16 protein-coding genes are annotated in these 20,677 nt (G+C 43.7%); 9 read left to right on the forward strand and 7 right to left on the reverse strand.

Going from position 1 to position 20,677, the window contains the following annotated elements; genetic code table 11:
- Nucleotides 1–26 precede the first annotated feature (26 nt).
- Complete coding sequence (gene polA, locus Q9312_RS13095; RefSeq protein ID WP_309201307.1) at nt 27–2,753, forward strand: DNA polymerase I; 2,727 nt, start codon at nt 27–29, stop codon at nt 2,751–2,753.
- Between the two features lie 11 nt (nt 2,754–2,764).
- Nucleotides 2,765–3,049 (forward strand): hypothetical protein, encoded by a 285-nt coding sequence (locus tag Q9312_RS13100; protein WP_309201308.1) that lies wholly within the window; start codon nt 2,765–2,767, stop codon nt 3,047–3,049.
- Between the two features lie 355 nt (nt 3,050–3,404).
- On the opposite strand, the gene Q9312_RS13105 is transcribed toward Q9312_RS13100, so the two are convergent.
- Complete coding sequence (locus Q9312_RS13105; RefSeq protein WP_309201309.1) at nt 3,405–4,004, reverse strand: glutathione S-transferase family protein; 600 nt, start codon at nt 4,002–4,004, stop codon at nt 3,405–3,407.
- 42 nt (nt 4,005–4,046) lie between these two features.
- A complete protein-coding gene (locus tag Q9312_RS13110) occupies nt 4,047–5,240 on the reverse strand; it encodes an MFS transporter (protein ID WP_309201310.1) in 1,194 nt (397 codons plus the stop codon).
- A 181-nt stretch (nt 5,241–5,421) separates the two neighbouring features.
- Here Q9312_RS13110 and Q9312_RS13115 point away from each other — a divergent pair, with 181 nt between their 5' ends.
- Entirely contained in the window at nt 5,422–7,401 is a 1,980-nt protein-coding gene (locus Q9312_RS13115; RefSeq protein WP_309201311.1) for an OPT family oligopeptide transporter, read from the forward strand.
- 30 nt (nt 7,402–7,431) lie between these two features.
- Here the strand turns inward: Q9312_RS13115 and Q9312_RS13120 are convergent, their stop codons facing one another.
- Complete coding sequence (locus Q9312_RS13120) at nt 7,432–9,477, reverse strand: thioredoxin domain-containing protein (protein ID WP_309201312.1); 2,046 nt, start codon at nt 9,475–9,477, stop codon at nt 7,432–7,434.
- 61 nt (nt 9,478–9,538) lie between these two features.
- On the opposite strand from Q9312_RS13120, the gene Q9312_RS13125 reads away from it, so the two are divergent.
- Entirely contained in the window at nt 9,539–10,246 is a 708-nt protein-coding gene (locus tag Q9312_RS13125) for a DUF599 domain-containing protein (RefSeq protein WP_309201313.1), read from the forward strand.
- On the opposite strand, the gene Q9312_RS13130 is transcribed toward Q9312_RS13125, so the two are convergent.
- The 4 genes from Q9312_RS13130 to Q9312_RS13145 form a co-directional block, all read right to left on the reverse strand.
- Nucleotides 10,247–11,809 (reverse strand): GGDEF domain-containing protein, encoded by a 1,563-nt coding sequence (locus tag Q9312_RS13130; RefSeq protein ID WP_309201314.1) that lies wholly within the window; start codon nt 11,807–11,809, stop codon nt 10,247–10,249.
- A 3-nt stretch (nt 11,810–11,812) separates the two neighbouring features.
- Nucleotides 11,813–12,646, reverse strand: coding sequence for an endonuclease/exonuclease/phosphatase family protein (locus Q9312_RS13135; protein WP_309201315.1), 834 nt, complete (start codon nt 12,644–12,646; stop codon nt 11,813–11,815).
- A gap of 51 nt (nt 12,647–12,697) precedes the next feature.
- Nucleotides 12,698–13,297 (reverse strand): hypothetical protein, encoded by a 600-nt coding sequence (locus tag Q9312_RS13140; RefSeq protein WP_309201316.1) that lies wholly within the window; start codon nt 13,295–13,297, stop codon nt 12,698–12,700.
- Nucleotides 13,298–13,468: 171 nt separating this feature from the next.
- Complete coding sequence (locus tag Q9312_RS13145) at nt 13,469–14,068, reverse strand: c-type cytochrome (RefSeq protein WP_309201317.1); 600 nt, start codon at nt 14,066–14,068, stop codon at nt 13,469–13,471.
- 183 nt (nt 14,069–14,251) lie between these two features.
- Between Q9312_RS13145 and yihA the strand changes: the two genes are divergently transcribed.
- From yihA to fba, 5 genes are all read left to right on the forward strand, one after another.
- Nucleotides 14,252–14,893: a ribosome biogenesis GTP-binding protein YihA/YsxC gene (gene yihA / locus Q9312_RS13150; protein ID WP_309201318.1), complete on the forward strand. Its 642-nt coding sequence runs from the start codon at nt 14,252–14,254 to the stop codon at nt 14,891–14,893.
- A gap of 170 nt (nt 14,894–15,063) precedes the next feature.
- On the forward strand, nt 15,064–17,067 hold the full coding sequence (gene tkt / locus Q9312_RS13155) for a transketolase (RefSeq protein WP_309201319.1): 2,004 nt from the start codon (nt 15,064–15,066) through the stop codon (nt 17,065–17,067).
- A 167-nt stretch (nt 17,068–17,234) separates the two neighbouring features.
- Nucleotides 17,235–18,236 carry a type I glyceraldehyde-3-phosphate dehydrogenase gene (gene gap, locus Q9312_RS13160; protein WP_309201320.1) on the forward strand — a complete coding sequence of 334 codons (1,002 nt, stop codon included), beginning with the start codon at nt 17,235–17,237 and terminating at the stop codon, nt 18,234–18,236.
- 122 nt (nt 18,237–18,358) lie between these two features.
- A complete protein-coding gene (locus Q9312_RS13165) occupies nt 18,359–19,537 on the forward strand; it encodes a phosphoglycerate kinase (protein WP_309201321.1) in 1,179 nt (392 codons plus the stop codon).
- 58 nt (nt 19,538–19,595) lie between these two features.
- Nucleotides 19,596–20,660, forward strand: coding sequence for a class II fructose-bisphosphate aldolase (gene fba, locus Q9312_RS13170; protein ID WP_309201322.1), 1,065 nt, complete (start codon nt 19,596–19,598; stop codon nt 20,658–20,660).
- Nucleotides 20,661–20,677 lie beyond the last annotated feature (17 nt).

The following is a 20,677-nucleotide window of genomic DNA, read 5'->3' on the forward strand; positions in this document are numbered from 1 at the left end:
AAAAAATTGCAAAGGTATTTCTTCTTATGACGTCAGCAAAGCCGGTGATTTTGGTTGATGGATCTTCTTACTTATTTCGGGCATTTCACGCTATTCGCCACTTGAGCACGGGTGAGGGGTTTCCTACTAATGCTATTCGAGGGGTTATTTCAATGATTCGCGGTCATCTTCGCGATTATCCTGACTCGAAAGTGGTGGTGGTTTTTGATGCGAAAGGAAAGACCTTTAGAAATGATCTCTATCCTGAGTATAAAGCGCATCGCCCACCAATGCCCGACGACTTGCGCGTTCAAATTCAACCGATTCATGACATTATTAAAGCAATGGGTCTGCCACTTCTTGTGATTGACGATGTCGAAGCGGATGATGTCATTGGAACGCTAGCCGAGCAAGCGACTTCGCAAGGAATCGATGCGTTAATATCTACCGGCGATAAAGATATGGCTCAGTTAGTTAGTCCGCATGTGACGTTAATTAACACCATGACTAATACTTTGATGGATCCTCAAGGGGTTGTCGACAAGTATGGTTTTTCTGCGGATCTCTTTATCGATTATCTAGCGCTCATGGGGGACTCATCGGATAATATTCCCGGAGTCGCAGGTGTTGGAGAAAAAACGGCGGTTGCTTTGTTACAAGGAATCGGTGGCTTAGAGGATATCTATAATAATTTAGAAAAAGTTCGCGAGCTATCTTTTCGTGGCGCTAAAAAAATGCCAGAGAAGCTGGCTGAAAATAAAGAGATGGCGTTTCTCTCTTATCAGTTAGCCACCATTAAAACAGATGTGGAACTCCCCTTTACATTATCTGAAATTGAACACGGTGAGCCGGATACAGACGCGTTAGCCGATCTGTTTAAGCAATATGAGTTTAAAACGTGGTTACATGAACTATCCCAAGATTCAGATCAACCGAGTGATGTGGTTGCCGATAAGACGGAAGTTGAAAAAGACTATCAAACTATTCTAACTAAAAGTGACTTTGAGCGCTGGCTCAAGAAGCTGGAACAAGCCGATCTCTTTGCATTTGATACTGAAACAACCAGTCTCAATTACATGCAAGCAGACTTGGTTGGTGTATCTTTCGCTGTAGCCAAAGATGAAGCGGCCTATTTACCGTTGACTCATGACTATTTAGATGCGCCAGAGCAACTGAACCGAGAGTGGGTTTTAGAGCAATTAAAGCCAATATTAGAATCAGAAAAACACAAAAAAGTCGGACAAAATTTAAAGTACGATGCCAGCGTATTAGCACGCTATGAGATCTCCCTGAGAGGCATAGCATTCGACACTATGCTTGAGTCGTACTGCTTCAACAGCATCGCCACGCGTCACGACATGGATTCTTTAGCAATGAAGTATTTAGGCGTCGACACTATTCATTTTGAAGATATTGCAGGTAAAGGCGCTAAACAAATAACCTTTAATCAAATTCCGCTTGAACAAGCCGCTCCTTATGCTGCTGAAGATGCAGACATTACGCTTCAACTGCATCAGAAAATTTGGCCACAATTAAAAGAAGAAGAAGGCCCAAAAGCCGTTTTTGAACACATTGAAATGCCCCTGTTGAATGTTCTCTCAAGTATGGAGCGAAACGGTGTTTTAATCGATGCACAATTGTTGCGGGAAAAGAGCCAGCAATTCGCGGCGCGGATGGTTGAGTTGCAGCAAGAGGCTTATGAGCTTGCTGGAGAAGAATTTAACTTAGGCTCACCAAAACAGTTGCAACAAATTCTATTTGAAAAACTAGAGTTGCCGGTAATTAAGAAAACACCTAAAAAACAACCATCAACGGCAGAAGATGTTTTACAAGAGTTGGCTCTTGATTATCCGTTACCCAAAGTCATTCTGGAGTATCGCGGATTGTCGAAACTGAAGTCGACTTATACCGACAAACTTCCAGAGATGATAAATCCAGTAACTGGGCGTTTACATACTTCCTATCATCAAGCGGTTGCAGCAACCGGACGCTTGTCTTCAACCGAACCTAACTTGCAAAACATTCCTATTAAAAATGAAGCAGGTCGCAGTATCCGACAAGCCTTTATAGCGCCACAAGGTTGCAAAATTGTGGCTGCTGACTACAGTCAAATTGAGCTTCGAATAATGGCTCATCTATCGCAAGATGAAGGTTTGCTTGAAGCCTTTGCCAATGCACAAGACATTCACACGGCAACTGCCGCTGAGGTCTTTTCGGTGACTCCAGAGCAAGTGACTTCTGAACAACGTCGAAGTGCTAAAGCGATTAACTTTGGACTTATCTATGGCATGTCAGCCTTTGGGTTAGCCAAGCAAATTGGTGTCGGTCGCGAACAAGCGCAACTTTATATTGATACTTATTTCGCTCGCTACCCAGGTGTCGAAGCTTATATGGAAGAGACCAAAGCCATTGCAAAAGAAAAAGGGTATGTCGAAACGCTTTATGGTCGCCGTCTGTATCTTCCAGAAATTAATGCCAGTAATGGAATGCGGCGTAAAGCTGCCGAGCGTACGGCTATCAATGCCCCTATGCAAGGCAGTGCAGCGGATATAATTAAGCTCGCCATGTTGCAGATTAATCAATGGATTAACGAGGAAAAGCCAGCATGCAAAATGGTGATGCAAGTTCATGATGAATTGGTGTTTGAAGTTGCAGAAGACGATGTTGAAACTGTTAAAAAGAAAGTTATCGAACTCATGGAGTCGGCCACGGAGCTGAGTGTACCTTTGGTGGTTGAAGCGGACATCGGTGATAATTGGGAGCAAGCACATTAGAGGTATTCATTATGAATAAAGTCTTGGCGGTTATTATTACTTCATTGTTTTTGTCTGCTTGTCAAAAGCCCGTTGGAGGTCCTTGTGTTTACACCGAGCGAACGACAACAGGAAAAGTAACGCAAGTGACCGAAGGATTTATCCTGTTAGATATTAGTGACCTTGGAACGTATCAACTAAATTCCGATCGAGTTCATCAAAAGCTTTCAGCGGGTGACCAAGTCTCGTTATTAATTAAGGAAATAACCAGCGGCAGTTGCGTACCAATCCAAGTTTCCGTTTTAGATAACTCGTAGTTGAGATAAAACAGATGCGATAAAATAGTTACGATTAAATAATTGCGATAAAAAAGAAGGAGAGAGAAGGTTCAATGTTGACACATTTTTTTACAAGTCCAAGGGAAACCTTTTTGGCGCAAGAGCGTCTTAGTATATAGACGCCATTGATGGTGTCTTCCCGCAAAACCCTCCTTCTTTAAGCGGGACCTTGTGTTCAGTTTCCCCAAGCTGAACTCACATTGCCTCCAACGTGCTAGCGTGTGGAGGCTTTCTTTTTTCTAGCCCATCAATTTTTAATGTAAAGAATAAGAGAAAGACAAATCAGTTAAGAATTCTTAAACTTTTCGAAGCCAAGATTGAACCTATTCAATCGTTAGACCATTGGAATGTAATTTGGCAGTTGTTGAATTCCAGTCATCCACTGATTGATTTTAGGAAAGCGAGTTAATTCAAAATCACCATCGGTTGCAACATGGGTATAAGCGTACAAAGCAATATCGGCGATACTAGGCTTGTCACCGACTAGCCAAGTCGTTTTATTTAATTGCTGTTCTAAAACAGCCAATGCCTGATAACCCTTTTTTAAAAGTTCCGGTAAACTATCTCGTCGCGGGTGATCACTTGGAAGAAATAAATTTATGAATCGAGCGACAGCGATCGCAGGCTCATGACTGTATTGCTCAAAGAACATCCATTGAAGTACCTGCGCTTGCTCAAGTTTGCCAGTCGGAAAATATGGCGTGTTCTGAGAAAGGTAATACAATCCTGCATTAGACTCGGGAAGATATGTTCCATCGATTTCGAGAAGCGGAACTTTTCCATTAGGATTCTTTTTCAGATAGTCAGGTGTTTGCGTTTCTCCGTTTAATATATCAACCTCAATCCATTGGTGCTCCTGGCTAATCAAGTTAAGTAAGAGCTTGAGCTTGTAGCAATTGCCGGAGAGAGACATCCCATATACTTTTATCATCATTGTTCCCTTTTTATCAAAATCAAATACTGTTTAAGACATTAACTACGAAGAATGATTGGCATAAATTCTTCTTTCTTTAAACAAAGCTAGAATTAAAGTGAAGACGAACAGTGCCAGAGGAATAAAACACAAGAGCAAAATACCCTGCCACTTAAACTGAAATAATAGCCACCCAGAACTTAACGCAGCAATCGCTTGAGTGCCAAAAACCAGAAAGTCATTGGTGGCCTGTACTTTAAATCGTTCGTTCGATTGATAGGTCGTCGCCAAGAGAGCGGTACCGGCGACGAATAAAAAATTCCAACCTATTCCGAGTAAAACCAAAGCCACCCAAAAGCCAATAAATGTTTGCCATTGATAGGCGATTAATAAGCAAAGAATGTAAGCAAATAGGCCTGCAAACATCATTTTCGAATGGCCGAAACGCTGAATCAGCACTCCGGAGATGAGAGAGGGTAAATACATGGCTGCAACATGAGATTGAATCACCCATTTGGTTTCCTGCAAGCTGTGATGAAAATGAGTATGCATACTGAGAGGCGTCGCGGTCATTATAAAACTCATGATCCCATACCCGACCGCAGCCGCTGCGATGGCGATGAGTAGCGTTCTTTGACGAAATAAAGTAGACAAGCCTCTTCCAGGGCTTTGATGATCAGTCTGCTCTAGTGGAGGAACTTTAATTAAAGTCAACATGAGTAAACCAAGTAAGTAGATACCACTGAGCAGCAGAAAAGAACCTGCATAGGGCATGGTTAACAAGGATTGACCCAATAAGGATAATTCGGGACCGATAAATGCTGCGACAATACCGCCGAGCAAAATTGTCGAGGTCGCTTTAGGGATTTGCTCAACAGTCACTTGCTCGATGGCCGCAAAACGATACTGCTGCACCGATGCAGCCGAGCTTCCAATTCCTAATGCGGCAAAACAAAACAAAGTAAAGCTCTCAATATGCATCGCGTATGCTGCAATCAATGCCGTTATCACACCAAAGATACCGTAGGTGAGAAATATGGGCTTGCGTCCCCAGCGACTCATTAAAAACGCAGCGGGTAGGGTATTCAGTGCCAAACCTATTATTGCTAATGCAATGGGTAAAGTGGCAAGCGCTTCCGAAGGGGCAATTTGCTGTCCGATAATTCCCGCAATCAGAACCAACATTGATGTACCCGATAACATCAGTGCATAGCACAGTGTGAGTAACCAAACTTGAGCGGGTAGTCGTTGTGACACAGTTAATTCCTAATGGCGAAATTTGGATGATAAGGTTGCGACAGCTTAGCACAAGCCGTGCGTATCAAGTCTAATAGATAATTGTAAGCGAAGATATGGCTTGGGTGGCTGGGACTTGCTCTGGAATATTGGTAGACTCGGCTTTACATAACTCGATATAAGTACCCATAAAGGACAGGCGATGGACAAAAATAAAAAAGCTGGCTTATCGAATGCAGCGTATCGCGAGCTGCAACCCGGTGAGCAGTATCAACCATACATTGGTAGCCATGAATCGATAGCCGAATTTACATTTAAAGCATTGGGTTTGGGGATCTTATTTGGAATTATTTTTGGTGCGGCTAATGCTTATTTAGGGCTTAAATCTGGATTGACCATCAGCACCTCAATTCCGGTCGCCGTTATGAGTGTTGCTGTATTTCGTATACTCGCCAAGTCAGGCATCAAAAGTACCATCTTAGAAACCAATATTGCTCAAACGACGGGCTCGGCTTCAAGTTCTGTGGCAAGTGGCGTGATCTTCACATTGCCCGCCTTATTTATGTGGGGAGTCGCTCCAGATTTGTTGCAAATGACGATTTTGGCAATGAGTGGGGGGTTGTTAGGCATTCTATTTATGATTCCCTTGCGTAAATTTTTAATCGAAAGAGAACATGGAAAATTGCCTTATCCTGAGGGAACTGCATGTGCTGAAGTTTTGGTCGCCAATGAAGTCGGTGGTAATAGAGCCAAATATATCTTTTATGGGATCGGTGCGGCGGCTTTGTTTAAAACACTGACGTCCTGGATTAAAATTATTCCTTCTTCAGTAAGTTTCAATGTCCCTTTTATCAAGAAGGCCACACTTGGAATCGATCTATCGGCAGCCTTATTCGGCGTCGGTTATATTTTAGGACCTCGCATCGCGCTAATTATGGTTGGTGGTGGACTACTTTCTTCCTTAATTATTATTCCCGCGATAGCTTACTGGGGTGATACGAGAACGTTACCGCTGTTTCCTGAAACGGTTTCTTTAATTAAAGATATGTCGGCGGCGGATATTTGGACGCGTTATGTTCGGTATATTGGAGCTGGTGCGGTTGCGACGGCGGGGATTATCACTTTAATACGCAGTATTCCAGTGATGCTCGAGAGCTTTAAAGCAGGTGCAAAAGAGTTAGAGATACAAACACATCAATCCGACGGTTCGACGAAACAACCGAGAACGACTCAAGATCTGCCTTTGAAGGTGGTGGGTATTGGTATTTTACTGATTGTTTTAGCATTGACCTTAATTCCGAGTGTTTTTGGTGCGGTTGGTGGCATGGATATGCGTCTCGTTGCTGCTATTTGTGTGGCCATATTTTCTTTTTTCTTTGTAACGGTCGCTTCAAGAATTGTCGGTTTGGTTGGTGTGACGTCGAACCCTACCAGTGGCATGACTATCGCTGCATTACTGGGTACGGCAACGTTGTTTTTAGTCATGGGTTGGACTGATACTAACGGTAAAGCTGCCGCACTCATTGTCGGTTGTGTGGTTGCAATCGCGGCTTCAATTGCGGGTGATACGTCACAAGATTTAAAAAGTGGTTATTTGCTTGGATCAACGCCACGTTATCAACAGGCAGCTGAGTTGATTGGTGTTTTAACCTCAGCAACCTTTGTTTGTTTGGCGGTGTTGTTACTTGCGAAAACCTTTGGTTTTGGTAGCAGCGATTTAGCCGCTCCTCAGGCGACCCTAATGAAATTGGTTATTGATGGGGTATTGGATCAAAACTTACCCTGGACGTTGGTTGCGATCGGCGCTGGCATCGCCATACTTTGCGAGCTTTTTCGAATTCCTTCTTTACCCTTTGCGGTTGGTGTTTATTTACCGGTATCCGTAATGACCCCGGTGTTTATCGGTGGGATGATCCGGCACTTTTTTGAAAAACGTACCAACAACCAAGAACAACTAGAGAGCCGCCGCGAACGCGGAGTGCTTTTAGGCTCCGGCTTTGTTGGTGGAGAAGGGTTGTTGGGTGTTGGAATAGCCGCAGCGGCATTTATACTGGATAAGAAACCTGCTGGAATTGGAACTGACTGGGCTGGTCCCGATTGGATGCCTAGTTTGTTGGGATTCGTTGCCTTTGTTTTGTTAGTTAGCTGGTTCTTTAAATCAATTGTGAATGCAAAAAATTAAACAATTTTTTTGCTTCAAATTAAGCACTGGCTAGTCATTTAGCCAGTGCTTAAATTCTTCTTGATTTGTTGTTTTCTTTCTATCATCTTCAGCGCATAAAATTGCGCAGATTTTACCGTCACTTAGTCTCTCAGTTAGAATAGAGCTGTCATTCGATGGGACGCAAAACACCTCAAACTTCAGCGTTAGATCTTGAGTTAGGCTTTTCCATTGACTCATTTCAAGTGGACTACCAGAGATAACAATCAGTGGCATATTTTTCGCTTGCAGTGCACATTGTAATGCGGTTGCGTAGACCAAGGGGTTAGTTTCAAAAAGAACTAAGGTGGACTGCTGTAATTGTTTTGCTCGATTTTTCAGATCTTGATTATTAGTCAGCTGAGCCAGTCGATAAAGCACTAGTACCAATCGAGCACTCGAATTAGCAAACCCTGAGTCTTTATAGTCATCGTAGACTTCCAAATGATCGCTTTCTAGAGAGACTAAAAATTTATTCTCTTTTATAAAATGATGTAAAACAAAATCTTGAATTTCAACGAGCCAACTAAAGTATTGAGTATTCCAATCCTGTTGAATAGCAACCAGTAAGCACTCCATTACACTGACATAGTCATCCAATACGGCCGATGCTGCTGGCTGAGAATAGGTTAGTCCGGTATTGCGATGCCATCGCTGTTGAATATTCGAAAGAATTTTTTGCGCGATATTTATAGACTCTTCGTTTTGAGATTGTGACGCTGTTTTAAATAGAACTTTAGCTAGTTGTGCATTAAAAGCAATCGTTGCAAAATCTCCAATTGAAGCATTTAACTGCTCGTCTCTAATGCTTCTTAATTCTTGTCTTATCGGTTCAATTTGCCATTGTACTTGTTTTAACTCGAGACCTAATTTTTCGGCTAAGCTACTCACTGAATACCATTGATGTAGGTGCCATCGTCCTCGATGGTTGGGGGCTTGCTCAAATCCAAACGCTGTTTGTGTTAATGGCCAGAGGTCATTTGTTATTGTCTCGCAAACCTGTTGTTTATCGAAGGTATAACTGCTTGGCTGTGAATCTCTAATTTCTAAAGACGGAAAGTTCTCGCACTCAAGTGTTGCATATAATCCGTCTTTAATCGCTAGCTTTTCTAAAATAAAAGTTAAAGCTCTTTGTGCTTCGTAACTGAAAGAACCTTCTTTATTGAATGCAGATAATCGATCAAAATAATCAATTAGTAGTGTGTTGTCATAAAGTGTCTTCTCGAAGTGCGGAACGCCCCAGTACTCATCTAAACAGTATCGAAAAAAACCGCCTTCAACATGATCATTTAAACCGATATTTTTTATACTTTGGCTGGTCAGCATCAATAGCGGATATAGGGTTTGGCTATTGTCGGGTCGTTTCAGAACAATAATATCTAAAAGACAAAGCAACATGGTGGTGTGTGGAAACTTGGGAATTGATTTTAGCCCGCCCCATTGCTGATCGACATTATCTAAAAATGCCTGCGTAAATTTATCGGTTAATGCCTCAAGCGAAATTTGCTCTTTAGCTAACGTATCCTTAAGGTCAACTGATAGAGCTGGATTTATTCGCGACAAGAGCGTCTTAGAAGAACCTTCTATTTCTTCTTGCTTTTCTCGAAATATATAATCAATAGAATCAAGAAGGTTGCTAAAAGCTGGCCGTTCTTGAGTGCCCAACTCATCAAAATAATGACCACAAAAAAATGGCTGTTTAAATTTAGGGTGGATGAACGCACACAAAGGCCAGCCGCCACTACCGGAATCTAGCAGCGTAGCACTTCGTTGTAACCAGACATCAAGATCAGGTCTTAGCTCTCTATCGACGGCGACATTAATGAAATTTTTATTTAATCGTTCAATGATCTCTGGGTTTTCAAATAGACTTTTAAGCATCTCCTGAGTCCAGGGGCATTGAAAGTAACCTAGAAACAAAAAAATAGGTTTATTTTGTTGCTCTGCATAGGACCAAAGATCGTGACTAAAACTTTGCCAATGAATAGGTGTTTGTGACAGAGCTTTGAGCAGTGGTGAAGCTTGGTCGAAGTGTGTGGTGCGATTCGACAATGGCACTAGCCTCTCGTTTAAGGTAGAGTTATTGATTAAAGACTTACTATACCGGAAGAGGCGTGATTTGAACAACATACTCAGCTTTATATCCTTGTACGATTGGATTGCCTTGATATGGTTTGCGATCTGCTGGATCGGCTACGCACTCTTTGCTCAAGTTAAAGCGCGTACCAAGCCAACATTGGCGTCATCGCTCTCGAATGTAAGAGGTCTTTGGATGTCTCGAATATTCTCGCGAGAGGTCCGTATTGCTGACGTTACCGCATTGGGTATTCTGCAGCGAAATGTGACGTTTTTTGCATCGACGACTATTTTTATTCTTGCTGGTTTATTGACCGTGTTAGGGGCAACAGACCAAATTGTGCAACTGACTAATACCTTACCATTCATTGTCGAAAATACCCGAGCCAGTTGGGAAGTGAAGCTGCTGGTGCTGATTTTTATCTTTGTCTATGCATTTTTTAAGTTTGCCTGGAGTGTTCGGCAATACAACTTTGCCATTGTATTGTTGAGCGCAGCGCCAACGAATGATTGTTCGGAAAACGATAAGACGCTGTTTGTGATTAATGCCAATGAAGTATTAACACGAGCAAATAATTCTTTTGCTCACGGGCTAAGAGCCTACTCATTTGCGATGGCTATTTTAGGTTGGTTTGTTCATCCGGTTTTATTTATGGTTAGTGCACTTTGGGTAGTGTTGGTTTTGCATCGTCGAGAGTTTCATTCAAACACCTTGATCGCGCTGCGACAAGCCAGCAAGCTCGCTCAGTGATTAAGGAAGATCTGGCTTGATTGAACGTTCGGCGCACACCTGATTCCGACCTTTCTCTTTAGCGCGGTAAAGAGCCTTGTCAGCTTTATTAAAAACATCGGTCGCAGTATCCGCGCCCTCAAACTCCGCAACACCAAAAGACAGTGTAATGTTTATCGTTTGATTCGGAGTGACCTTGATAGCGTGATCTCTAACCATTAATCTTAATTTATTGATCGCTTTGGTAGCGTCGGCTAGGCGAGTTTCAGGCATCAATATAACGAATTCTTCTCCACCATAACGAGCGATAAAATCAGACTCTCGTAGCCCATGATCAAGTTGATTAGCAACCGCCTTTAAAACTTCGTCGCCCGCTTGGTGGCCATATTGGTCATTAATTTTTTTAAAGTAGTCTATGTCACATACCGCGAGGCTGAGCGAGTTTCGATAGCGCCGCCATCGAGAATACTCTTGCGTCAATCGCTCATTATATGCGTATCGATTGGGCAGCGAAGTGAGTGGATCATTGTAGGCTTTAAAACGCTGTTCTTTTAGATTTGTTTTAAGTCGCTCAGCTTCTTCTTCAGTGACGGCTAATTGTTCGCGAACAATTTTCAATTCTGCTAACGAAGCTTTAACTTTATTTTTTTGAGTTTCTTTAAAGTGATTAACACTATTAAAGATATGTTCGAAACTACTGAGCAGACGACTTTTTAATGGCCCAAGATTTGGTGAATCCGCTATTTCTTGTTGAATATCGGCAATGGCTCCTGTTAGATCGGTGTCTAATTTCTGAGTATCACTGATCAGACTCTCATGGCCAACGGCGGCCTGATTTAGGTAAGACGCAACATTGAGCAGACGTTTGTTGAGTTTCTGAAGAAAATTCTCAAACTGAACATGCTCTTGATTCGCCGCTTCAAGTAATGCTGAAGCAATTTGTTCGATAAGGTCCGATAGTTGCTCGTAATGATTAATTGCAAGCAGTTGATCTTTAATGTTCTCTGAAGCCTTTCGGTAGATATCAATATTACCAAGTTGATCGACAAAGTTATTTAACGCGTCTTTCAGTGCTTGAGGAATTATCACCTGCTGTGAAACAGCAGGTTTTTCGAGAACTTCGTCATTATCGAGAACCTCTTCGTTGTGTTCTCTTTTTTTCTTATTAAAAGGATTCCAACGACTATTTGATTCATTGATCTCGGTTGTTTTTAAGATATTGCCGATTTCTTCAAAAATACTTTCTGGATTCAACTGCTGTCTTTTTTTGTTTAAAGTTTTCAGTAGTTTTTTACTTTTTCTGCTCAGCGGTAAGTTTTCAACTTCTGCTAGCAGTGCTTGTAGCGCCGGTGAGTCTGAAGACTGAAGTTGATCTTCAATCAGTTCTTCTTGTTCGCGTAAAAAATCGGTGATGTTGTCGACGTAGATCTTCAAATCTTCTGTTGAAGTTTGATCTTTGATTGCTGTTCTTAATTCATTCAGTTGCCGATCAAGTGTCGAGTTAACTCCCATGCCGCTATAACTTACTCTAAGTAAATAGCGTTTGAGTTGTTCTTCCTCTGATAATGAGTCTTCAGTAGTCATGATTTAACAACTGTTAGTATTGCAGTTCAGTCCCAAAGAGCGTTGCTCAATTTGAGAGGCTAAATGAATCGGCAGGTCAATTTCCATAGCAATGGGCAGATGATCAGAAATGACTTCCGGTAATACCGAAACACTGCGAACACCCAAGGTGTCGCTAACCAATATTTGGTCAAAAGAACGTTTTGGATTCCAACTAGGATACGTTGGTTGATGACTATCCATAAGTCGGGTATTAATTCCGTATTGATGAAGTTCGTCGACTAGCCAATCAGGCTCACAGTTCATGTCTCCCATAATGACAAAATAATCGTGATGTTGCAGACTCTCGGCGATGTATTTGAGTTGTTTTTTCTGAGCTTTTTTTCCAAGAGCTAAATGGGCAACCATCACCACCAACGAGGTATTAGCGCTTCCAAAGCTAACCTGCAACGCGCCGCGCCCTGGTATCAATCCAGGAAGTGCGTGATCAACGACCACTTCGGCAGGTAGTTTTGAGAGTAGCCCGTTCGCATGAGCGGCGATATTGGCTAGATTTCTATTTTTTTGAACATGCCAATGAGCGAATCCAGCGTGTTCAGCGAGGTATTCTACTTGATTGATAAAGCTGCTTCTGAGGCTGCCAGCGTCCACTTCTTGCAAGGCGACAATGTCATAATCTTGTATTAAATTTGCAATTTTTGACAAATTAATATGTCGAGCAGAATGTGGAAGTACGTGGCGCCAACTCCGAGATAAATAATCGCTATAACGACGTGTTTCAATACCGACTTGGATATTGAAACTCAACATTTTCAATGTTTGTAGTTGTTGCTTAGGAGCAGTTGCGGTTAATGTCATATTGTTCTTGCAGCTAAGGTTTTTGTGGCCACGCCATTCGTCGTTAGTGTATCACTCACTCAATGATTGTTGATTCAACCAATCAATAAGTTGCTGAGGCGTTTGCAGTTGCTCAGCATCGATAATCAGTTGCCCTTTATAAATAATAGTGGGTACTTGAGTAATTGCGTAGTCTTGAATTTGTTTTTGATAGCCCTTCAGTTGTTTCGCCAGGCTTGTATCGTAGACAACCTGTTCCAGTTCTGCTTGGTCCAGTTCAGGGTACATACTGATGAGTAATTCGATGTAATCTTCAGGTTTCTCGAGTGACGGTGTTGCAGTATTGAGTTGCTGCATGATGGCTAAGTGCTGCTCTGCAGAAAAGTTAAGCTTATTGGCAATAAGCATCAGTTTAGCGTCACGCTGCCAAGCTTGGCGGAATATTGCTGGCCATAGAGTCACGGTCATTCCCGCTTGATCTAGCGAATGGATAATGGCACCACAGGCTCGAGAGCGATACCAGCAGACTACTTTGGTTGTTTCGTTTTCGACGAGGGGCGCCTCAAGAGATCTAGGCTGTATTTTACTTTTTGCGGGCACGACGGCTTCTTCTGCGCTTATAGAAAATACCGTGGTGAAGACGGCAAACAAAACAAACGATGATAATTTCATAAACTTACATGATTGGTGTGCGGGTATTTATTGTAGCGATTAATTACGCAAAATGGCCAGCATTCGCAAAGACCAATCGATAAATATGTGAAATAAGTGAGCTTGTAGAGAATTAATTAAGGGAATAAAAAAGGCGGCTAATCAGCCGCCTTTGTAAAAACATCGATCGAATTAATGGAGGCCAACTAGGTAGTATGCCAAAGCTTCAATTTGTTCATCGCTTAACTTCGAAGCAATGTCGCGCATCATACGGTTGTTGTCATTGGCTCGTGCACCTGATCTAAACGCTTTTAATTGTGCGATGGTGTATTGAGGGTTTTGACCACCTAATGCTGGGAAAGCCGCGGCATCGACACCTGTGCCTTGTGGACCATGGCAAGCGGTGCAGGCTGGAATGCCTGTTGCTGCGTCACCGGCTCGATACAGTTTTTGTCCGAGTTCAATGTATTTATCGGGAACGGCTGCGTGTTGCGGTTCTAAAGTCGCATAAAACGCTGAGATATTAGCGATGGCTTCTTCAGATAATGACGCCGCTTGACCAGCCATCACTGCGTTATCACGCTCACCGTTTTTGAACTGGTGTAATTGTTTAGCAAGGTATTTAGCGCCTTGACCTGCCAATTTCGGATACTCAGGTGCAAGTGGAGTGTTTCCATCAGCTCCATGACAAGCAGCACAAGCTGCCGCATCTTTTTGACCCTGTTCCGCATCACCCGCTACTAGGTGTGCGCTAAACCCCAAAATGGCGCAGATTACAGCAATTTTTTTCATCGTTTATCCTTTATTCTTGGAAAACAGTATTTAAAGTTATTTCGCTTGCTTGGCGCCATGATAAACTAACGCCGATTTGAACAAAGTGGCTGAATTATAGGGAAACTGCCTGTAAAAAGCCACAATTGCAACCTAGAACTGCGTAAAGCTTTAAAAGTAAGTTGAATTATCGGGAGATAACAGGTGAATAAGGGTGCTGGAACGGAGAAAAAAGTGAATCCCTTTCGACAGGCGCAATACATTATGGGCGCTGCCGAATTGGTTCAGTTGCCAGCCGATGCTGGGATCGAAGTCGCGTTTGCTGGTCGCTCAAATGCCGGTAAGTCGAGTGCTTTGAACGTCTTGTGTGAACAAAAATCGTTAGCAAGAACCAGTAAAACACCTGGACGTACACAGCTTATCAATCTGTTTAAATTGGATGAACAGCGTCGGCTGGTTGATCTACCTGGTTATGGCTTCGCGAAGGTCTCGATTGATATAAAAGAGCGGTGGCAGGCAACGCTGAGTCAGTACTTGCAACAGCGAAACTGTCTTCAAGGTCTCGTGGTGCTAATGGATATACGGCACCCGTTAAAAGATGTCGATTGCCAAATGCTCGAGTGGGCTGCGGTGGCTAAATTACCAACCCATGTATTGCTGAGTAAGGCCGACAAATTAAAGCAAGGTGCAGCAAAAAGCACATTATTGAAAGTCAAACAGCAACTCAAAACGATTGATCCGGCGTTTAGCGCGCAAACTTTTTCATCGTTAAAACGAACGGGCTTTGATCAACTCATGAATCATTTATTGCAATGGTTTGAGTATGAGCCGCCCAAGGCGGATTAAACTCATCGGAGTTGAGCTTGAATAGGCCCCTTCACCCGAGACGAGTCAGCGTCGTGTAATAAAAAAGAGGCCATTTGCGCAAAAAATACGCGAAATGGTTTGATTTTTGCCCCCCCTGTTTGAGAAAATACGCGCCATTTCAAAATGGGCCCCCAGCTCAGGAGAACTATATGCCTACCCGATTTGATTTAGCCAATGCTATCCGTGCGTTGAGTATGGATGCAGTGCAGAAAGCTAATTCTGGCCACCCCGGCGCGCCACTTGGCATGGCCGACATTGCCGAAGTGTTGTGGAACGACTACTTATTACACAGCCCGAAAAACCCGCAGTGGGTTAACCGTGATCGATTTGTCTTATCCAATGGTCATGGCTCAATGCTTATCTACTCCCTTTTGCACTTGTCGGGTTATGCGTTAACCATTGACGATCTAAAAAACTTCCGCCAATTGCATTCAAAAACTCCGGGGCACCCAGAATACGGATACACGCCGGGTGTCGAAACAACGACGGGTCCTCTCGGGCAAGGTATTGCCAACGCAGTAGGTATGGCCATTGCCGAGAAGACTTTGGCGGCTCAGTTTAATCGCCCCGATTTTACAATGATCGATCATTACACCTACACCTTTTTAGGCGATGGTTGCTTAATGGAAGGCATCTCGCACGAGGTGTGCTCGTTAGCGGGGACGCTAGGTTTAGGTAAGTTAATTGCTTTTTACGACGACAATGGCATTTCGATTGACGGCGAAGTAGAAGGTTGGTTTACCGATGATACGCCAAAAAGATTCCAAGCTTATGGTTGGCAAGTTATTCCTGCCGTTGATGGCCATGATCCTGAAGCCATTAAGATGGCTATCGAGCAAGCTCGACAAGAAACCAACAAACCCACGCTGATTTGCTGTAAGACCACCATTGGTTTTGGAGCTCCTAATAAAGCTGGAAAAGAAGAATGTCATGGTGCTCCATTAGGCGATGAAGAAATTGCCGGTGCACGCCAAAAATTAGGTTGGCATCATGCACCTTTTGAAATTCCTCAAGATATTTATGATGCATGGGACGCGCGAGCTCGCGGCGCTGATGCAGAAGAACAGTGGAACAGTTTGTTCATTGAGTACCGAGACACTCACCCTGAATTAGCGGCAGAACTAGAGCGACGTCTCAACGGTTCATTACCAGCAGATTTCGCCACTCGAGCAGACGCTTTTATTCGCGAAACTCAAAAAGAAGCCGCGAAAGTTGCAACGCGAAAAGCGTCGCAAAATGCGATTGAAGCATTTGCTCAACAGTTACCTGAATTATTGGGAGGCTCTGCAGATTTAGCTGGGTCTAACTTGACGCTTTGGAGTGGTGCGAAAGGCATTGATGCGAAAGACGCGTCTGGAAATTACTTGTATTACGGCGTTCGAGAGTTTGGAATGGCCGCGATAATGAATGGTATTGCTTTGCATGGCGGTTTTATCCCTTACGGCGGTACCTTTTTAATCTTTATGGAGTACGCACGTAACGCTTGTCGAATGGCTGCTTTAATGAAGCAGCGTGCAATTTATGTGTTTACTCACGACTCCATTGGTTTGGGTGAAGATGGGCCAACGCATCAGCCGATTGAACAAATTACTAGCTTGCGTACTACACCGAATATGTCGGTATGGCGACCTTGCGATGCGACTGAGTCAGCCGTTGCTTGGAAAGCCGCTTTGGAGCGAGAAGATGGACCAACCGCGCTCGCTCTTTCGCGCCAAGGTTTACCTGGTTTAGCACGCTCTGATGAGCAGTTGAGTCATGTTGAAAAGGGCGGCTACATCATCCGCGATTGCAGTGGCACACCTGAGCTGATCTTATTGGCGACAGGTTCTGAAGTAGAATTAGCTTTGAAAGCCGCCACCGAGCTGGATAAACATGGACACCAAGTCCGTGTGGTTTCAATGCCATCCACCGATACGTTTGATCGTCAATCAACTCAGTATAAAGAATCGGTATTGCCCAGCGGCGTTGTCAATCGTATAGCCGTTGAAGCGGGTTATCCTGACTTTTGGTATAAGTACGTCGGCTTGCACGGCAAAGTTCTGGGAATGGCGACGTTCGGTGAATCAGCGCCTGCTAGCGCTTTGTTCGAAGAGTTTGGTTTCACAACCGAAAACCTAGTCGCTATGGCAAATGAATTATTAGCGCCTAAGTAGCCACATAATAATTAGCACGTAATTGCTAACACAATAATCGCTGGGCCAACTTGGTACCAGCGAGTAAAAAAACACATAGTTATGAAGTAAGTTATTACTAACTTCGAAAGTACAGAAAGCGGAGCCTTTTAGGGGTTCCATTACCAGTCATCACAGTGAGGTAAACAATGACAGTTAAAGTTGCCATTAACGGCTATGGTCGTATCGGCCGTATGGTTTTACGTGCAATCTACGAACTTAATCGCCAGGACGAGATTAAAGTAGTTGCTATTAATTCATCGCATCCAATTGAAACCAATGTTCATTTGACTAAGTACGACACGACTCATGGTCGTTTTGAAGCCGATGTAACTGGCGATGAAACTCATATGTACGTAAATGGCGATCCGATCGCTATGTTAGCTGACCGTAATCCAGAGAATTTGAAGTGGAGTGATTACGAGGTTGATGTAGTACTCGAGTGCACAGGTCACTTCACTGACCAAGCTGGCGCTGGCAAGCATTTTGTCGGCGGCGCGAAAAAAGTACTTATTTCTGCACCTGGTAAAGAAGACATAGATGCGACCATTGTGTATGGAGTTAATCACGACAGTCTTACCGCTGATCACAAAGTTGTCTCGAATGCGTCTTGTACAACTAACTGTTTAGCGCCTGTAGCAAAAGCTTTACACGAAGGGCTTGGCATAGAAAGCGGACTGGTTAATACCATTCATGCTTACACCAATGACCAGCGCCTGATAGACAATCAACACAAAGATTTACGTCGAGCTCGTGCCGCTGCAATGTCTGTAATACCAACTAAAACAGGGGCGGCGAAAGCGGTTGGCCTAGTTCTGCCTGAGTTAAACGGTAAACTTGATGGCTTTGCAATGCGAGTGCCTACATTAAACGTTTCAACGGTTGACCTGACGTTCACGGCGAGCCGCAATACGACCGTCGAAGAAGTCAATGAAATCATAAAGAAAGCCGCCGATGAACATGTATTGGCGTATAACGATGAGCCACTCGTCTCTACCGATTTCAATCATCACGCAGCTTCGAGCATTTTCGATGCGACTCAAACTCGAGTGATTGGTGGAAATCTTGTAAAAATCGTCACTTGGTACGACAACGAGTGGGGCTTTAGTTGTCGCATGCTTGATACTGCCATAGCGATGATGAAAGCATAAGCATTCTGTTCTCGTCAGTTAGCCTTGCCTAGCGCAGGGCTAACTAAATATCAGCCAATCGCTGATGAATCCGTTACAATAGTCGTAATTTCCAACCGCTTTAAATGAAAGGGCTTTCTAGCATGTCTGTTCTACGCATGGCCGATCTCGATTTGCAAGGTAAACGTGTTTTAATTCGAGAAGACCTCAATGTTCCTATTAAAGATGGAAAAGTCACGTCTGATGTTCGTATCCGAGCGGCGTTACCGACCATTCAACTAGCGCTAGAAAAAGGCGCTCATGTCATGGTTATGTCGCATCGTGGTCGTCCGACCGAAGGCGAATTAACCAGCGAAGACTCAATGGCACCCATTGCTGAGCACTTGCAAAGTCTTCTCAACATGCCGGTGACCTTGGTTAAGGACTATCTTGATGGCGTCGCGGCTTCGAGTGATCAAGTCATTCTATTTGAAAACGTTCGATGCAATCTTGGTGAAAAAAGCAACGATGATGCTTTGGCAAAACGTTACGCTGCGCTTTGTGATGTTTTTGTTATGGACGCATTTGGAACGGCTCATCGCGCTCAAGCGTCGACCCATGGCGTCGCCAAATTTGCGCCGATAGCTTGTGCCGGCCCGTTGCTTGCGGGTGAACTTGATGCATTGTCGAAGGCGCTAGATAAACCAGCTCGGCCGATGGTCGCTATCGTAGGTGGGTCTAAAGTGTCTACCAAGTTGACGGTGTTAGAATCGTTATCGAAAATCGTTGATCAACTGATTGTTGGTGGTGGAATAGCCAATACCTTTATTGCAGCCGAAGGTCACAATGTCGGCAAATCATTGTATGAAGCAGATCTCGTACCAGAAGCGAAACGACTGATCGATCAAGCGAAAGCAAATGGTGGTGAAATTCCTGTTCCAACGGATGTTGTCGTTGGTCAGACGTTTAGTGAAGATACGCCAGCTACCACTAAGTCGGTCGCTGAGGTCGCCGACGATGATATGATTTTTGATATCGGTCCTGAATCGGCCGCACACTTATCGACGATTCTGGCCAATGCCAAAACCATTGTCTGGAATGGCCCGGTGGGTGTTTTCGAATTTGATGCCTTTGCTTCAGGCACACAGGCAATGTCGATAGCGATTGCTGACAGCGATGCATTTTCGATTGCTGGTGGTGGCGATACATTGGCAGCGGTCGACAAGTTTGGTATTCAAGACAAGGTCTCCTATATTTCTACCGGTGGTGGTGCTTTTTTAGAGTTTCTCGAAGGAAAAACGCTACCAGCCGTTGAAATTTTAGAGCAACGAGCCAAAGCCTAAAGCGACACGTTAAAGAATTTAAGTACAGTTTTTACTATCAGGAAGAGAGGATTTAGTTATGGCATTAATATCGATGCGACAATTATTAGACCATGCCGCTGAGCATGGATACGGCGTGCCAGCATTTAATGTGAATAACATGGAACAGATGCGAGCCATTATGGAAGCGGCCGATCGCACTGACTCGCCCGTGATTGTTCAGGGTTCAGCGGGAGCACGTAAATATGCCGGAGCCCCGTTTTTAAGACACTTAATTTTAGCGGCAATTGAAGAGTTTCCACACATCCCTGTGGTGATGCATCAAGATCATGGCACCAGCCCAGCGATCTGTCAGCGTTCGATTCAACTTGGCTTTTCATCGGTAATGATGGACGGCTCACTCATGGAAGATGGTAAAACGCCATCGAGCTATGACTATAATTTAGATGTCACCAAAACCACCGTTGCAATGGCACATGCCTGTGGCGTTTCGGTAGAAGGTGAGCTTGGATGTTTAGGTTCTCTTGAAACGGGTGAAGCAGGCGAAGAAGATGGCGTTGGTGCTGAAGGTAAATTGTCGCATGATCAGTTGTTGACCGATCCCGACGAAGCCGCTGACTTTGTAAAACAAACCAAAGTAGACGCATTAGCCATTGCTATTGGTACTTCACATGGCGCCTATAAATTTAGCCGACCACCAACAGGCGATATTTTAGCAATCGATCGTATTAAAGCGATCCATCAACGAATTCCAGATACCCACCTGGTTATGCACGGATCATCTTCTGTACCTCAAGACTGGTTAGCGGTCATTAATGAGTTTGGTGGCGAAATTCCAGAGACTTATGGTGTGCCTGTTGAAGAGATTGTAGAGGGCATCAAACATGGCGTACGTAAAGTGAACATCGACACTGATTTACGCTTAGCCTCGACTGGAGCGATTCGTCGTCATTTAGCCAACAATAAGAGCAACTTTGATCCTCGTAAGTACTTTGCTGAAGCGACTAAAGCGATGACTGAGATTTGTATTGCCCGCTATGAAGCTTTTGGCACCGCTGGTAATGCATCAAAGATAAAAGCTTTGTCACTGGAAACTATGTTCCAACGATATGAGTCAGGCGAATTGGATCCAAAGATCAATTAATCGAACTCGACTATTAA

Source organism: Pleionea litopenaei (genome assembly GCF_031198435.1).
GTDB lineage: Bacteria > Pseudomonadota > Gammaproteobacteria > Enterobacterales > Kangiellaceae > Pleionea > Pleionea litopenaei.

Bases quoted from the DNA above. Each gene is read 5' to 3' on its own strand.
- polA (WP_309201307.1), top strand. From the start codon at position 27: ATGACGTCAGCAAAGCCGGTGATTTTGGTTGATGGATCTTCTTACTTA.
- Q9312_RS13100 (WP_309201308.1), top strand. From the start codon at position 2,765: ATGAATAAAGTCTTGGCGGTTATTATTACTTCATTGTTTTTGTCTGCT.
- Q9312_RS13105 (WP_309201309.1), bottom strand. From the start codon at position 4,004: ATGATGATAAAAGTATATGGGATGTCTCTCTCCGGCAATTGCTACAAG.
- Q9312_RS13115 (WP_309201311.1), top strand. From the start codon at position 5,422: ATGGACAAAAATAAAAAAGCTGGCTTATCGAATGCAGCGTATCGCGAG.
- Q9312_RS13130 (WP_309201314.1), bottom strand. From the start codon at position 11,809: ATGACTACTGAAGACTCATTATCAGAGGAAGAACAACTCAAACGCTAT.
- Q9312_RS13135 (WP_309201315.1), bottom strand. From the start codon at position 12,646: ATGACATTAACCGCAACTGCTCCTAAGCAACAACTACAAACATTGAAA.
- Q9312_RS13140 (WP_309201316.1), bottom strand. From the start codon at position 13,297: ATGAAATTATCATCGTTTGTTTTGTTTGCCGTCTTCACCACGGTATTT.
- Q9312_RS13145 (WP_309201317.1), bottom strand. From the start codon at position 14,068: ATGAAAAAAATTGCTGTAATCTGCGCCATTTTGGGGTTTAGCGCACAC.
- tkt (WP_309201319.1), top strand. From the start codon at position 15,064: ATGCCTACCCGATTTGATTTAGCCAATGCTATCCGTGCGTTGAGTATG.
- gap (WP_309201320.1), top strand. From the start codon at position 17,235: ATGACAGTTAAAGTTGCCATTAACGGCTATGGTCGTATCGGCCGTATG.
- Q9312_RS13165 (WP_309201321.1), top strand. From the start codon at position 18,359: ATGTCTGTTCTACGCATGGCCGATCTCGATTTGCAAGGTAAACGTGTT.
- fba (WP_309201322.1), top strand. From the start codon at position 19,596: ATGGCATTAATATCGATGCGACAATTATTAGACCATGCCGCTGAGCAT.